At 67.6% G+C, this 15984-nt stretch carries 9 protein-coding genes; 6 read left to right on the forward strand and 3 right to left on the reverse strand.

Annotation, left to right across the window (positions count from 1 at the left end; translation table 11 throughout):
* The first annotated feature begins 8 nt into the window (after positions 1-8).
* Both WS92_RS26910 and WS92_RS26915 read left to right on the forward strand, forming a co-directional pair.
* Positions 9-2216 carry a peptidase domain-containing ABC transporter gene (locus WS92_RS26910; RefSeq protein ID WP_059932475.1) on the forward strand — a complete coding sequence of 736 codons (2208 nt, stop codon included), beginning with the start codon at positions 9-11 and terminating at the stop codon, positions 2214-2216.
* Positions 2213-3661: a TolC family protein gene (locus WS92_RS26915; RefSeq protein ID WP_059932473.1), complete on the forward strand. Its 1449-nt coding sequence runs from the start codon at positions 2213-2215 to the stop codon at positions 3659-3661. Before WS92_RS26910 ends, WS92_RS26915 begins: the two co-directional genes overlap by 4 nt.
* Before the next feature lie 170 nt (positions 3662-3831).
* On the opposite strand, the gene WS92_RS26920 is transcribed toward WS92_RS26915, so the two are convergent.
* A complete protein-coding gene (locus WS92_RS26920) occupies positions 3832-4812 on the reverse strand; it encodes a hypothetical protein (RefSeq protein WP_059932471.1) in 981 nt (326 codons plus the stop codon).
* A gap of 125 nt (positions 4813-4937) precedes the next feature.
* Here WS92_RS26920 and WS92_RS26925 point away from each other — a divergent pair, with 125 nt between their 5' ends.
* The 4 genes from WS92_RS26925 to WS92_RS26940 all read left to right on the forward strand — a co-directional run bounded on the left by WS92_RS26925 (position 4938) and on the right by WS92_RS26940 (position 11916).
* On the forward strand, positions 4938-5789 hold the full coding sequence (locus WS92_RS26925; protein WP_059932469.1) for a M15 family metallopeptidase: 852 nt from the start codon (positions 4938-4940) through the stop codon (positions 5787-5789).
* Between the two features lie 292 nt (positions 5790-6081).
* Positions 6082-9984, forward strand: a complete 3903-nt coding sequence (gene tssM / locus WS92_RS26930) for a type VI secretion system membrane subunit TssM (protein WP_059932467.1) — start codon at positions 6082-6084, stop codon at positions 9982-9984.
* Entirely contained in the window at positions 9981-10970 is a 990-nt protein-coding gene (gene tagF, locus WS92_RS26935; RefSeq protein WP_006029394.1) for a type VI secretion system-associated protein TagF, read from the forward strand. Before tssM ends, tagF begins: the two co-directional genes overlap by 4 nt.
* Before the next feature lie 4 nt (positions 10971-10974).
* Positions 10975-11916 carry an OmpA family protein gene (locus WS92_RS26940; RefSeq protein WP_059932465.1) on the forward strand — a complete coding sequence of 314 codons (942 nt, stop codon included), beginning with the start codon at positions 10975-10977 and terminating at the stop codon, positions 11914-11916.
* Positions 11917-12094: 178 nt separating this feature from the next.
* On the opposite strand, the gene tssA is transcribed toward WS92_RS26940, so the two are convergent.
* The gene (gene tssA / locus WS92_RS26945; RefSeq protein ID WP_006029392.1) at positions 12095-13225 is read right to left on the reverse strand and encodes a type VI secretion system protein TssA; all 1131 of its coding nucleotides are present in this window, start codon (positions 13223-13225) and stop codon (positions 12095-12097) included.
* Between the two features lie 85 nt (positions 13226-13310).
* Complete coding sequence (gene tssH / locus WS92_RS26950) at positions 13311-15980, reverse strand: type VI secretion system ATPase TssH (protein WP_059932463.1); 2670 nt, start codon at positions 15978-15980, stop codon at positions 13311-13313.
* Positions 15981-15984 lie beyond the last annotated feature (4 nt).

Below are 15984 nucleotides of genomic sequence, written 5' to 3' on the forward strand. Positions count from 1 at the left end.
CCAAGCCTATGTCACTCCTCGATCGTCTCTCGTTCGGCATCGGCAGCAAGCTGCCGATGATCTTGCAGACCGAAGCGGCCGAATGCGGCCTCGCCTGTCTCGCGATGGTTGCCGGCTTTCACGGCCATCACATCGACCTCGCAACGATGCGCGCGCGCTTCCCCGTGTCGCTGAAGGGCGCGGGCCTCGGCCGCGTGATCGACATCGCGCAGCGCCTCGACCTCGGCACGCGCGCGCTGAAGCTCGATCTCGACCAGCTCGGCCAGTTGCGCGTGCCCTGCATGCTGCACTGGAACTTCAACCATTTCGTCGTGCTGAAGGAGATCAGCGGCAAGCACGTGATCATTCACGATCCGGCGCAGGGCGTGCGCAAGCTGTCGTTCGACGAAGCGTCGCGCTCGTTCACGGGCGTCGCGCTCGAGCTGTGGCCGACGGGCAGCTTCAAGCCGCGCGAGGCTGCGCCCGCCGTGAAGCTGCGCCAGTTGCTCGGCCCCGTGTCCGGGCTGTCGCGCTCGCTCGGCCAGATCCTCGTGCTCGCGATCGCGCTCGAAGTGTTCACGCTCGTCTCGCCGTTCTTCCTGCAATGGGTGATCGACGAAGTGATCGTCAGCGCCGATCGCGACCTGCTGACCGTGCTCGCGCTCGGCTTCGGCCTGTTGCTGCTGATGCAACAGGCGACGAGCGCGATCCGGGCGTGGGCGCTGATGTATCTCGGCACGACGCTCAACGTGCAGTGGCGCGCGAACGTGTTCACGCACCTGCTGAATCTGCCGGTTCAATATTTCGAGCGCCGCCATCTCGGCGACGTCGTGTCGCGCTTCGGCTCGATCGACACGATCCAGCAGACGATGACGACATCGTTCCTGTCCGCGGTGATCGACGGCCTGATGACGATCGTCACGCTCGCGATGATGTTCGTCTACAGCCGCACGCTCGCGTTCGTCGCGCTCGGCACGATGGCGCTGTACGCGCTGCTGCGCTGGCTCTGGTACCGGCCGCTGCGCCGCGCGACGGAAGACCAGATCATTCACACCGCGAAGCAGCAGAGCCACTTCCTCGAAACGGTGCGCGGCGTGAAGACGATCAAGCTGTTCAATCGCCAGACCGAGCGCCGTTCGAGCTGGCTCACGCTGCTCGTCGAGCAGATCAACGCGGGTCTTCACGCGCAGAAGCTGCAACTGCTGTATCAGCAATTGAACGGCCTGCTGTTCGGCCTCGAAGGGCTCGTCATCATCTGGCTTGGCGCGCGGCTCGTGATGGACGGCGAATTCACGGTCGGCGTGCTGATGGCGTTCAACGCGTACAAGGGGCAGTTCGACAGCCGCGTCGGCAGCCTGATCGACAAGTTCTTCGAAGTGAAGATGCTGCAGCTTCAGGGCGAGCGGCTCTCCGACATCGTGTTCGCAAAGGGCGAATCCGACGCGGGCGTGCGCCACGTGCCGGGCGAAGCGGAGAATCTTTCCGCGAGCATCGAAGCCGACAACCTCATGTTCCGCTACGCCGAAGGCGAGCCGGCCGTGCTCGACGGCGTATCGCTGAAGATCGAGCCTGGCGAGTCGGTCGCGCTGATCGGCGCGTCGGGCTGCGGCAAGACGACGCTCGTCAACGTGCTGCTCGGCATCCTCGAGCCGACGGGCGGCAAGATCAGGATCGGCGGCGTCGACGTCGAGCGCCTCGGGCTCGAACGGCTGCGCTCGCTCGTCGGCACCGTGCTGCAGGACGACGTGCTGTTCGCGGGCTCGATCGCCGACAACATCAGCTTCTTCGATCCGGACGCCGATCCGAAGTGGATCGCCGAATGCGCGCAGCTCGCGGCCGTGCACGCGGACATCGTCGCGATGCCGATGGGCTACAACACGCTCGTCGGCGACATGGGCACGGTGCTGTCGGGCGGGCAGAAGCAGCGCGTGCTGCTCGCGCGTGCGCTCTACAAGCGGCCGAAGATCCTCGTGCTCGACGAAGCGACGAGCCACCTCGATCTGCAGCGCGAGCGGCAGGTGAACGCCGCGGTCGGCGCGCTGAAGATGACGCGCGTGATCGTCGCGCACCGGCCGGAGACGATCGCGTCCGCGTCTCGGGTGATCATGCTCGACGCGGGCAAGGTCGCGCTCGACAAGCCGACGGCCGCGCTCGCCGCAGCGCCGAGGCCGGCCGCGACGCCCGCTCCGGCCGCCGCTCCCACGCCGGCTGCGACGCAACCGATCACGGGGCGATGATCGCGATGAAGCCAGCACGCACTCTCGTCATGGTCGGCGCGCTCGCGCTCTTCGCGTCGCATGCGGCGCACGCGCAATGGCTCGATATTTACGGAACCCGAAAGAATGTGTCCGCTTCGCCCGCCGCACCTCTGCTGAAGAACGCGACATGCCAGCCCGAAGCGGCGAGCCGTCCGATCGAGCTCGAAGACGCGATCCTGCAGGCGATCTGCGCGAACCCGCAGGCGCGGCGCGCGTGGGCGGACGCACGCGCGCAGGCGGCGCAGGTCGGCGTGAAAGAAGCCGCCTATCTGCCGACGCTGAATGCCACAGGCGGCATCCAGCGCAATTGGCAAACGACTACCTACGAAGTCAGTAACGGCATCGAATCGGCATCGGTGGATCAATCGCAGATTCAGACGAGCCGCTATGGCGCGCTGAACCTGAGCTGGGTGCTGTTCGATTTCGGCAAGCGCAGCGCGGCGCTCAGGCAGGCGCGCGAACTCCTCGCCGCCGCCAACGCGACGCAGGACGACACGTTGCAGACGATCCTCTTCAACGCCGCGCAAGCGTATTACAACTTGCGCGACGCGCAGGCGGCCGTCGACGCGGCACGCACGACCGAACGCGTCGCGCAGGACAGCCTCACCGCGGCGAAGGCGAAGCACGACGCCGGCGCCGGCACACTGAGCGATCGGCTACAGGCGCAGACGAGCTACCGCCGCGCGGTGCTCGACCGCGTGAGCGCCGAGGGCGACGTGCGAAACGCGACGGGCGCGCTCGCGGCCGCAATGGGGCTCGACGCGAACACGCCGCTGCAGATCGCGACCGCCGAGCCGCCCGTCGACCGCAACGAATTCGCGGAAGGCGTCGCGCAATTGATCGACGAAGCGAAGCGGCAGCATCCGAAGCTCGTCGCCGCGCGCGCGAAGCTCGACGCGGCGCGCGCGAACATCGACGCGGTGCGCGCGCAGGGCCGCCCGACCATCTCGTTGACCGGCAGCCTCAGCCGCAACAGTCCCTCCTATCAGCAACAGCCCGGCCTCCAGACCACGGCAAGCCACGGCAGCATGATCGGCGTGCAGGTGACGATTCCGCTCTTCGAGGGCTTCGCGTCGGGCTACCGCGTCGCGGCCGCGCAGGCGCAGGCCGACGCGCAGGAAGCCGATGTGCGGAACACCGAGTTGAACGTATCGCTCGACGTATGGAAGAGCTACCAGAGCCTGCAGACCGACACCGCAAATCTCGACAACTCGAAGGACCTGCTCGGCGACGCGCAGCGCTCGCTCGACATCGCCCGTGGCCGCTACAAGGCGGGCGTCGGCACGTTCACGGAGCTGCTCAATGCGCAGACGGCGCTCGCCGACGCGCAGAAGCAACGCGTGCAGGCGATATCGAAATGGCGGACTGCGCGGCTCAAGCTCGCGGCGAGCCTCGGCAGCATCGGCCTGTGGTCCGCGCATTGAAAGAACGTGAATGCAGCGGCGGCGTCGCGTTCACGCCCGGAATGACGAAGCAACTGCCGGATGCCGAGACGCGCGCCGCGATTCGACATCGGCGCGGAAAATCGCAAGATTGAAAGGCCGGCGAGAGATGCCGACCGAAAGCGCGACGCGTTCGCGTCACGCGCATCACGTCACGGCTGGCGGTTCTGCGTCGCGGAAGTCGGGCACGCCGGATCTTTGCCCCAGTGGTTTTCACACACGCGCCAGCGGCACAGTTGATCCTCGAAGAAACCACGCTCGCTGCACTCCTTCACGCGCGCAGCAAGCGATGCATCGGCCGATGCGGTTGCGGTTGCGGTTGCGGTTGCCGCCGCCGCCTTCTTCGGCGTCGCGTTCGCGCTCGACTTCGCCGCATCGGCGGACTTCGCCGCGTCGGCCGGCTTCGTGCGCGCGACGAGCGCGGCGAGCAGATCGGCGTCGGGATCGTCCTTCCCGTTCTTCTTCGCAGCGGCCTCGCGGCGCGGCTTTCTCGCTTGCGCGGCTTCCGCGGTCTGGGTCTTTTCGTGGCGCTTGCGCACCGCGGCCTCCGCCTTCGCGTGCACCGCGTCCTGCTTGTCCTGTTTCGCGGCGGCGCTCTTCTCCCCGCGTTTCGCCGGCTTCGCTGCTGCAACCGCAGCCGCGGCCGCCGTCGCGCCCGCGACGGCCCCGGTCGTCGACACGTCGGACGCCCCGTTCGCGAGCGCGCGCGACAGGCGGCTCTCGCCGCCCGCCGAAGCGGCAGCGGCCGGCTTCGCATCGCTCGCGACGTTGTCGTCATTGACGATCGTCGCAGGCTGCGGCGCCGATGCCTGCGCAACCTGCGCCGCGCTCGCCGGCACGGCGTGGCTCGCGCCCGCCGCCGCGACGGCGGGCGCCGACGCCGACGCGACTTCGGCCGATTCAGCGGAAGGCTGCTGCAATCGCCATGCGCCCCACCCGGCTACCGCGACGACGGCGAGCGCGACAAGCGCGATCGGCCCTTTGCGCGAACGCGGCGCGTTTTCGGTCTGGGGGGAGACGCGGCCTTCAAGATTCGCGAGAATACGCGAGTTGTTCGCGCCGCTCTCTTTGCCGGCATCGGAAGAAAGCAGGCTAGGCGGGGCTTTCGAATTCGAATCGTCCGGCGCGCTCATTCAGTGTCTCGTTGAATCCTGGTTTAATTCGCCGCAATAATATTGTCCCGGCCTACGCGGAAGCAGGCCTGATTCTAAGATCAAGCATTGCAAATTACAATCGATTCCATATTCCGGGGTTTTCTTTGATCGCCGTCGTTCTAGTCGCCTATTTCGCCGTCGCCGTCCTCGCTGCGGCGCTGCTGTTATTGCCGGCAGTGCGCGCGACGGTATTCGATTCGGTCGCCCAATTTCATGGCCGAATCAGCCGGCGCGCATCCGATCGCGCGGCCCGTGCGCGCGAGCGTCTCGCGCAATCGGCAAAAATGTCGCGCTCGACTTTAAGCGGCATGCAAAATTTACTAGTGCGGCGGCGCTTGCTGATTGCGACCACGACAGGTATTCTTGCGACGCCTCCATTGATTGCTATCGCGTTGCGCGGTCGGCAACTATTCCAATACGACGATACATTGCGCGTCCCGGACGAGAAAATCGCCGCGCTTTTAAAAGGCGAGCAGCTCGTTCCGCCGCTGCCGCTGCCGCCCGAAGTCTTCGCCACCCGCGAGGTCGAGCAGGTCAGGCCCGCGCTGAAGGACGCAAGCCGCGATTGGAACTTGCTCGACACCGATTTCAGAACGCGCCTGCTGCTCGTCTACAAGATCATGCGCGAGCAGCACGGCTATGAAATGGCGCTGCTCGAAGGCTACCGCAGCCCCGAGCGGCAAAACCGATTGGCGCAAATGGGCGGCAACGTCACCAATGCGGCGGCGTTTCAGAGTTATCACCAATACGGACTGGCGGCTGACAACGCGTTCCTGCGCGACGGCAAGCTCGTCATCTCGGAAAAAGATCCGTGGGCCATGCGAGGCTATCAGTTGTACGGACAAGTCGCCGAAGAGGTCGGCTTGACCTGGGGTGGCCGATGGAAAATGATGGACCTCGGACACGTCGAATACCATAAGCCCGGCTTCAAGCTCGGGCGCTCGTCCGCTCGATGAAGGACGAGCAGTAAATAATGAGGGCGGCATGGGGCTACCAGACATCGCGACGGGATCACAATCCGGCATTCATTCGATCGACGCGCGACGCTCGATGGGCGCACCGCGCGCGAGCATGCCGTCGCACGTCCCGCTACGGCGGCCCTTCTTCTCTCCAGACGCAGTCGCGACAACATGACGTCACCCGACGCCGTCACGCTTGTCGATGCGCGCCCATCGCGCGGCGCACACGTTTCGCGCCGTCACCCCATCGCTGAATCGAATCTGAATCGCACCGGAACCTGAACGTCCTATGCAACGCTTCCTCAACGTGTTGACTCACCCTCGCACGCTCACGATCGTCGGCTTCGCCGCGCTCGCGGCGGTTTTGTTCATCGCGGCCGATGCGCTACAGATCGGCCTCGTATGGGCGGCCGTCGCGCTCGCCGCCGCGCTCGCGCTCTGGCTCGCGACGAAGCTCTGGCGCCGCTGGCGCGTGCGCCGCGCGAACCGCCAGCTCGGCGACATCCTCGAGCAGCAGGCCGAAACCGGCAAGGTATCCGCCGCCGTGGCCGAACCCGCGAAGCGGGCGGACCTCGACGTGCTGCGCACCCGCCTCGCCGACACGGTGAAGACGATCAAGACTTCGAAGATCGGCCAGGTGTCGGGCGGCTCCGCGCTGTACGAACTGCCGTGGTACATCGTGATCGGCAACCCGGCCGCGGGCAAGAGCAGCGCCGTCATCAACTCGGGGCTGCAGTTTCCGTTCGCGGACAAGAACAGCGCGGTGATCCACGGCATCGGCGGCACGCGCAACTGCGACTGGTTCTTCACGACGGAAGGCATCCTGCTCGACACCGCGGGCCGCTATTCGGTGCACGAGGAAGATCGCAGCGAATGGCTCGGCTTCCTCGATCTGCTCAAGCGCCATCGCCCGAAGGCGCCGATCAACGGGATCATCGTGACGGCGAGCATCGCCGAGCTGACGGGCAACCGCCCCGAATTCGCGATCAATCTCGCGAAGAACCTGCGCCAGCGCGTGCAGGAGCTCACCGAGAAGCTCGAAGTGTTCGCGCCCGTCTACGTGATGTTCACGAAAGCCGATCTGATCACGGGCTTCACCGAATTCTTCAGCAGCAACGATCGCCAGGAATACGACCGCGTGTGGGGCGCGACGCTGCCGTACGAGCCAGACGAGAAGCGCGACGTCGTCGCGCTGTTCGATCAGCGCTTCGAAGAACTGTACGACGGGCTGAAGGAAATCAGCGTCGCGCAACTGTCGATCAGCCGCGGCAACAAGCTTTCGCCCGGCCAACTGAGCTTCCCGCTCGAATTCTCGACGATCAAGCCCGCGCTGCGCTCGTTCCTCGCGACGCTGTTCGAGGACAACCCGTTCCAGTACAAGCCAATCTTCCGCGGTTTCTACTTCACGAGCGCGCTGCAGGAAGGCGAAACGAACAGCGCGGCCGCGCAGCGGATCGCGAATCGCTTCGGCCTCGATTCGCAAAGCCTGCCGAAACCGCACAGCGCGTTCTCGAAGAACGGCTTCTTCCTGCGCGACCTGTTCTCGAAGGTGATCTTCGCGGACCGCCAGACGGTGCGCCAGTTCGCGAGCCCGACGAAGACGCGCATGCGCTACGCGACGTTCTTCGGCTTCGTCGCGGCACTCGCGCTCGCGCTCGGCGGCTGGACCTGGTCGACGATCGGCAACCAGCAGCTCGTCTCGAACGTGCAGGCCGACCTCGACAACGTGACCCGTCTGCAGCAGAACCGCAACGACCTGCAGTCGCGCCTGCAGGCGATGGACATCCTCGAGGACCGGATCGAGCAGCTCGAGCAGTTCCGCCGCGACAAGCCGCTGTCCGTGTCGCTCGGCCTGTATCAGGGCAATCGGCTCGAGCAGCATCTGTTGACCGAATACTACAACGGCGTGCGGCAGATCCTGCTCGCCCCCGTGTCGGACAATCTCGCGTCGTTCCTGAAGGACGTGAACGCGCATCCGGACCAGCTCGCGCCGATGACGCGCGCGCCCGAATCGGGCGCGACGCCGGCGGGCCCGATGCCGGTGTCGACGAATCCCGCGGCGCCGGGCGCGGCCCCTTCCCCCGCCGCCGCACAGGGCCAGCAGCAGGGCGGCCTCTATAACGACGCGTCGCCGACCAACGTCGAGGACGCGTACAACGCGCTGAAGACCTACCTGATGCTGTCCGACAAGCGGCACGTCGAACAGGCGCACCTGACCGACCAGGTCGCGCGCTTCTGGCGCGGCTGGCTCGAGACGAATCGCGGCAACATGCCGCGCGACGAGATGATCAAGAGCGCGGAGCGGATGATCACGTTCTACCTGTCGCGCGTGTCCGACAACGACTGGCCGATGATCGAGGCGAATCTCGCGCTCGTCGACCAGACCCGCGAGAACCTGCGCCACGTCGTGCGCGGAATGCCGGCCCGCCAGCGCGTGTATGAAGAGATCAAGGCGCGCGCGTCGACCCGCTTCGCGCCGATGACGATCGCGCGCATCGTCGGCGAAGGCAATACGGGCCTCGTCGCGGGCAGCTACGCGATCCCCGGCACGTTCACGCGCGAGGCGTGGTTCCAGTACGTGCAGCCGGCGATCCGCGACGCCGCGACGAAGGAGCTGCAGGCGAAGGACTGGGTGCTGAACACCGCATCGGCCGACGACCTGACGCTCGAGGGCAGCCCCGAGCAGATCCAGAAGACGCTCGTCGCGATGTACAAGACCGAATACGCGCAGCACTGGCAGAAGTTCATGCAGGGCATCGCGGTGCAGGGCTTCGGCAACTTCACGCAGGCGGTCGACGCGATGAACAAGCTCGGCGACCCGCAGGATTCGCCGATCCGCAAGGTGCTCGAGACCGCGTACGACCAGACGTCGTGGGACAACCCGTCGCTCGCGAACGCGACGATCAAGAAGGCGCAGACGGGCGTCGTGAACTGGGTCAAGCGGTGGTTCACGCGCCAGCCGGGCGGCCAGATCGCGGCGAACGTCGACATCAACGGCAATCCCGCCGACGTGCCGATGGGCCCGATCGGCCAGGAGTTCATCGGGCTCGGCCGGATCGTCGCGACGCGCGACGGCACGTCGATGCTCAAGGGCTACATGGACACGCTGTCGAAGGCCCGCACGCGCTTCAACGTGATCAAGAACCAGGGCGACCCCGGCCCCGGCGCGCGTCAGTTGATGCAGCAGACGCTCGACGGCAACGGCTCGGAGCTCGCCGATTCGCTGAAGTTCGTCGACGAGCAGATGCTGACGGGCCTGACCGATTCGCAACGCAAGGCGCTGCGTCCGCTCCTCGTGCGGCCGCTGATGCAGGCGTTCGCGGTCGTGATCCAGCCGGCGAGCGTCGAGGTGAACAAGGTGTGGAACGCGCAGGTGTACCAGCCGTTCCAGAACTCGCTTGCGAACAAGTATCCGTTTGCGGCGGGCGCGAAGGTGGAAGCGGGCGCGGGCGAGATCGCGCAGGTGTTCGGCCCCGACGGCTCGATCGCGAAGTTCGTCGGCACGACGCTCGGGCCGCTCGCGGTGCGCCGCGGCGACACGCTGTCCGCGCGCACCTGGGGAGACATGGGCCTCGTGCTCACGCCGGACTTCACGAGCGGCTTCGCGCGCTGGATCGCGCCGCTCGCGGGCGGCGCGGCGACGGGCGCCGGCGCGTCGTCCGAGCCGCAGACCGTGTTCCAGGTGTTGCCGCAGCCTAGCAGCGGCACGACCGAGTACACGATCGCGATCGACGGCCAGCAACTGCGCTACCGCAACACGCCGCCGCAATGGATGAACTTCGTGTGGCCGAACCCGCAGGGCTCGCCCGGCGCGACGCTGTCCGCGACGACATTCGACGGCCGCACGGTGCAGCTCGTCAACGAGCCGGGCCGCTACGGCCTCGAGAAACTGATCAACTCGGCGCAGCGCAAGCGCCGTCCGGACGGCACGTTCGATCTGACGTGGACGCAAGGCAACGTCAGCGTGTCGGTGACGATGCGCATCATCAGCACGTCGCAACCGACGGGCGGCGGCGGCGATCAGCCGCAGCAGCAGAGCCTGCGCGGCCTGCGCCTGCCGTCGTCGGTCGCCGACGCGAGCGCGGGCGGCGCGGCCAATGCAACGGCGCAGCCCGGCTCGGGCACCGCGGCCGCGGCCCCGCAGGCCGCCGTCGCGACGGCTTCCGCATCGAACGCACAGGGGGCGCAATGACGCAAACGGTCCAGGCCCAGATCGCCTACTTCGGCAAGATCCCGTCGCGCGGCGACTTCGTGAAGAGCGCGCACAACCCGCAGTTGCTGCAGACGCTCGACCACTGGATCGCGCGCGCGATGGAGCTCCTCGCCGACGACCCGCGCTGGAAGATCGTCTACGAAAGCGCGAAGCCGATGCACTTCGCGTTTCTCGGCTCGAAGAGCCGGCTCGCGATCGCGGGCCACATGATCGCGAGCCACGACGCATCGAACCGGCGCTTCCCGTTCCTCGCCGCGACGGCGCTCGAAGTCGAGCGGCCGCTCACGTTCCTTGCGCGCAGCCCGCTCGCGTTCGCGCGGCTCTGGTCGCGCGCCGCCGCGCAGATGCAGTCGCTCCTCGGCCCGCAGGAGCCGCCCGGCGCGCTGCAGGCGCTCGGCGACACGCAGGTGCCGATCGACACGGGCGGCCCGGGCAGCGCGCACGACGGCACGTTCAACGATTTCATCGAGCACCAGACCCTCTTCGGCCTCGAGCAGATGCTGCTCGCGAGCGGCCATCCGGTGAAGCTGCGCGGCGCGATGCTCGCGCTCGGCTCGCTGCTGCGCCCGGTGATGCAAAGCGGCACGTCGCACATCGAGCGCGGGCTCACGCTGCCGCTGCCGACCGATCCGTTCTACCGGAGCCTCGTCGCCGCGTTCTGGCTCGAGCTCGTCGCGCCGTTCGTGTCGCGCGCCGACTTCGAGCTCGCGATCTTCATCGGCACGATCGCCGAGCGCGAGCGGCTCATCATCGGCTTCAACGGCGCGTCCGCGAAGACCCTGCACAGCGTGGTCGATCCCCAGACTTACGCCGAACACAACATCGACATCGACGATCCGGAATGGATCGACGCACATGCGCAAAACGACCATGGGATCAGCAAGCTCGTCAGTTATCTCGATCAACCGCAACTGTCGCTGCGCGTGTGCATCGACACGTTCCGCGAAGCATTCGCCGGAGCGTGATGCGATGACGAAGCCGCGCCTCTCCTCCCGCCCCGCTTCCCGTTTCGCGCTCGTGCTCGCCGCGCTCGCGCTCGGCGGCACGCCGGGCGGCGCCGCGCGCGCCGACAACGTCGGCCCCGCAACCGTCACGCCGATCGACGCGGGCGGCGTGCCCGTGAAAGCGACGCCGCTCGCCGCGCCCGCCGCGGTGGCAAACGGCGCGGCCGCGCACGCGGGCGCGGCCGTGGCGTCGCCGCCGCCGGCGAATGCGACGCCGGGCCAGGTCGTCGCCGGCGGCAAGGTCGCCGACGAAGCGACGAAGGCCGCCGTGCTGCAGCGCCTGCGCGACACGTACGGCGCCGCGAACGTCGTCGACCAGATCGAAGTCGGCGACGTCGCGACGCCGCCGAACTGGTCAGCGAACGTCCAGAAGCTGATCGGCCCGCAACTGAAGCAGATCAGCAAGGGACAGTTGAAGATCGACGGCACGCAGATCGACGTGAAGGGCGAAGTGCGCAACGAAGCGCAGCGGCAGCAGCTCGCGAGCGACATGGCGAACGCGCTGAACCCGACCTACACGATCAAGAACGGGTTGCGCGTGAGCGCGTCCGAGCAGGGTCTCCTCGACCAGACGCTCGCGAACCGCACGATCGAGTTCGAGACCGGCAGCGCGACGCTCACGCCGCAAGGCCGCGCGATTCTCGACCAGATGGCGGCCGCGCTCGCGAAGATGTCGAACCGGACGGTCGAGATCATCGGCCACACCGACAATTCGGGCAATCGCACGTCGAACATCGCGCTCAGCCAGGCGCGCGCGGATGCGGTGAAGGGCTATCTGGTGGCGAAGGGCATCGCGTCGCAGCAACTGACGACGACGGGCGTCGGCCCCGACCAGCCGATCGCGTCGAACGACTCGGCCGACGGGCGCGCGCGCAACCGCCGGATCGAATTCCGCGCGGGGCAGTAAGCGGCGCGCCGCCCGCACGCCCCACATCGACGACATCCGCGATATCGATGCCATCGCCGTCATCGGCGCATCGTCGATACGGAAATACAAAAAGAAAATACAAGAAAGCGACGGATGATCCCTCGGGACCTCTCCGTCGCTTTTTTTTCGCGGCCGGCCGACGCGGACCGGCCTGCGCTCACGCGTTGTCGTCCGGCTTCAGGCCGAGCAGCTCGCGGATATGCGCGAGCGAGCCGTCGTCCTTGACGACCGACGCGAGCCATTGATGCAGCGGCATGTCCGCCCACTCGGCCGCCTTGTCGGCGAGGTACGCGACGGGGCTGTGCGGCTCGGTCCCGCGGAAATACTTCGCGACCGCGCGCAACTGCTCGACCGCCTGCGCACGATTCTGGATGCCGGCGATCACGAGCGGCGCGGGCGCGGACGGCGCGTGTGCGTGTCTCTGCACGGGGTCCTCCGAATGAAGCGGCGTCTTGAAGCTCGGCTCCGCGCGCTCTTGCGACGCGCCCGGCGCATTCGGCGCGACGGCCTGCGGCTGCGCGTCGGCCGAGTAGCCCTGCTCCTTCGCGAAGCGCTCGGCGAGCCGGTAGACGGTGTCGTACGCGTCGCGCGCCTGCCGAAAGCTCGGCGCCGCGTCGCCCGCGCGCTGGCCGAGTTCCTGCTCGAGCGCGTCGAGCGCCGCCTGGAACGTTTTCAGCTCGCCGAGCAGCCGCGCATAGAACGCGACGGACGTCATCCGCTTCGACGCCTCGATCTGCTCGACCGACGGCTTGCCGCGCGCGATCTCGCTCGCCTGCTCGGGATCGCGCCGGATCGCCTGCGCGACGTGTTGCGCGACGTCCCAGTCGAGCTCGCTGAACGCGTTCGACGCGCCGTCGGTGAGCGGCACCGCGCGCAGCAGCTCGACCGTGCGCCCGGCGAGCCACGCGATGTTGCCGAGCCGGTACTCGGCGTCGTCGCCGTCGGGCAGCGGGTGCACGTGATCCCAGAATTGCCGGCAAAGGCTCGTGAGCAGTGCGTAGCCCTGCGTGAGCCCGCCGATGCCATCCTCGAGCGCGAGCGCCTCGGTCAGCCACACCGCGAGCCGCAGATCCTTGGTGCGCTCGCGCAACAGCGCGCTCGATTGCTCGACGACGAAGCTCCAGTCCGCTTCCTTGATGTCGGTGATCCATTCGCCCTGGTCGAGCGACGGATCGTCGAACTTGCGCGCGTGCTGGATCGCGTCGAATTCGGCGGAGAAGAGGAGATCGTCGCCGCACGGCGACGCTTCGCTGATCGGCGTCAGCAGCTCGGAGAGGTTGATCGGCATGGTCGAATGCTATGTCAGTGCGTTGCGGCGTCCATCGTTGCGTGAAGACACGCGCGGCGCGTGACGCGCGCGCCGCGCGCCGGCCTTACTCGACCGTGTACTCGAACTCGCCCGTCTCGGCCGCGCGCGCGGCGATCCGCGCGATCGCCGCGCCGTCGGCGATGCGCGACAGCACGTGCTCGGCGATCTCCGGCAGCAGCGTGCCGTTCAGGATGTGATCGACGTTGCGCGCGCCCGAATCGACTTCGGTGCAGCGCGCGAGCACGGCGTCGACGAGCGACTCGTCCCATTCGAACGCGGCCTTGTGGTTCGCTTCGATCCGGCGGCGAATCCGTTCGAGCTTCAGCTCGATGATCTCGGCGAGCACGTCGTCGGAGATCGGATAGTACGGAATCACCTTCATCCGGCCGAGGAACGCGGGCTTGAAGGTCTTGTAGAGCTGCGGGCGCAGCGTCTCGGCGAGCGTCTCGGCGTCGGGCAGCTCTTCCGGCGCCTTGTTCAGGCACACCTGCATCACCGCCGACGAGCCGACGTTCGACGTCAGGATGATCAGCGTATTGCGGAAGTCGATCTCGCGGCCTTCGGCGTCGTCCATCGCGCCCTTGTCGAACACCTGGAAGAACATCTCGAGCACGTCCGGATGCGCCTTCTCGACTTCGTCGAGTAGCACGACCGAATACGGATTGCGGCGCACCGCTTCCGTCAGCACGCCGCCCTCGCCGTAGCCGACGTAGCCGGGCGGCGAGCCCTTCAGGCCCGACACGCTGTGCGCCTCCTGATACTCGCTCATGTTGATCGTGATCATCTTGCGTTCGCCGCCGTACAGCACGTCGGCGAGCGCGAGCGCGGTCTCGGTCTTGCCGACGCCCGACGGCCCGACGAACATGAACACGCCGCGCGGCTTGTTCGGGTCCTCGAGGTTCGCGGTCGCGGTGCGCACGCGCTGCGCGATCGCATCGAGCGCGTGGTCCTGGCCGATCACGCGCGCGCCGAGCAGCTCGCGCAGATTGAGCACGGTCTCGATCTCGTCCTTCACCATCCGGCCGAGCGGAATGCCCGTCCACGACGCGACGATTTCCGCGACGACATGGCCGTCGACCTGCAGCGGCACCATCGGCCGGTTGCCCTGCAGCGCGCGCAATGCGCCGACACGCTCGGCGAGCTTCGCGCGCGTCGCGTCGACGTCGGCCGGCCGTCCGTCGGCAGACGGCTCGCGCGCGGCGTCGAGCTCGGCGCGCAGCGCGCCGATTTCGGTCACGAGCGCGCGCTCCTCTTCGTAGCGCGCCTCGTCGTCGGCAAGCGCCTTCAGATCGGCTTCGCGCGCGTCGCGCAACTCGGCGAGGCGCTCATCGTGCACGGCGCCGCTCGCGGCCTCACGCTCGAGCGCCGCGATCTCCGCGTCGATCCGCTCAATGCGCTTTTTCGCATCGTCGATCGCGGCAGGCGTCGCGCTGTGCGCGAGCGCGACCTTCGCGCACGCGGTGTCGAGCACGCTGATCGCCTTGTCCGGCAGTTGGCGGCCGCTGATGTAGCGATGCGACAGCCGCACCGCCTCGGTGATCGCGTCGTCGAGAATCCGCACGCTGAAGTGCTGCTCCATCAGCCCCGCCATCCCGCGCAGCATCGCGGCGGCGAGCGGCTCGCTCGGCTCCTCGATCTTCACAACCTGGAAGCGCCGCGCGAGCGCCGCGTCCTTCTCGAAGTACTTCTTGTATTCGCTCCACGTCGTCGCCGCGATCGTGCGCAGCTCGCCGCGCGCGAGCGCCGGCTTCAGCAGGTTCGCCGCGTCGTTCTGGCCCGCCTGCCCGCCCGCGCCGATGATCGTGTGCGCTTCGTCGATGAAGAGAATGATCGGATGCGCGCTCTTCTTCACTTCGTCGATCACGCTCTTCAGGCGATTCTCGAACTCGCCCTTCACGCTCGCGCCCGCCTGCAGGAGGCCCATGTCGAGCACGTGCAGCGCGACGCCGCGAAGCGGCGGCGGCACGTCGTCGGCCGCGATCCGCAGCGCGAGCCCTTCGACGACGGCCGTCTTGCCGACGCCCGCCTCGCCCGTCATGATCGGATTGTTCTGCCGGCGGCGCATCAGGATGTCGATTGCCTGGCGAATCTCCGCGTCGCGGCCGATCACCGGGTCGATCCTGCCTTCGCGCGCGCGCTGCGTGAGGTTCGTCGTGTACGTGTCGAGCGCCGGCGTCTTCGACGGGCCGCGCGGCGCGCCGCCCGACGCGGCCGCACCGTCCGGCGCCGCCCCGTCGGCATCGGCCTGCCGCGGCTCGGCTTCGGCCGAGCCCGCGGCGATCTCGTCGAACTTGTGCTTCAGATCGTCGACGCGCACGCGCGCGAACTGCGACGACATCCGCTGCGCGAACTGCGCGAGATCCGGCCCCGTCAGCAGCGCAAGCAGCAGATGGCCCGAGCGAATCCGGCCGATCTGCGAATCGAGCGACGCGATGAGCCACGCCTGCTCGAACAGCTCGGTCAGATGCACCGAGAACACTGGCGTGCGCGTGTTGCCCGTCTTCAGTCCTTCGAGCTCGCGTTCGAGATCCGCGCGCAGCGCGTGCGGATCGACGCCGCTCGCGCGCAGCACGAGGGGCACGTCGCCGGTCGATTCGTCGAGCAGCGCGAGAAACAGGTGTTCGAGATCCACTTCGTAGTGACCGCGTGCGAAGCAGTGGCTGGCGGCGCGCTCGGCGGCCTTCCGGCACACCGGATTCAGTTTCGCGATCAGGGTCTTCAGGGGCGTGCTCATCGGT

It is taken from the genome of Burkholderia sp. MSMB1588 (assembly GCF_001546925.1).
Classification (GTDB): domain Bacteria; phylum Pseudomonadota; class Gammaproteobacteria; order Burkholderiales; family Burkholderiaceae; genus Burkholderia; species Burkholderia humptydooensis.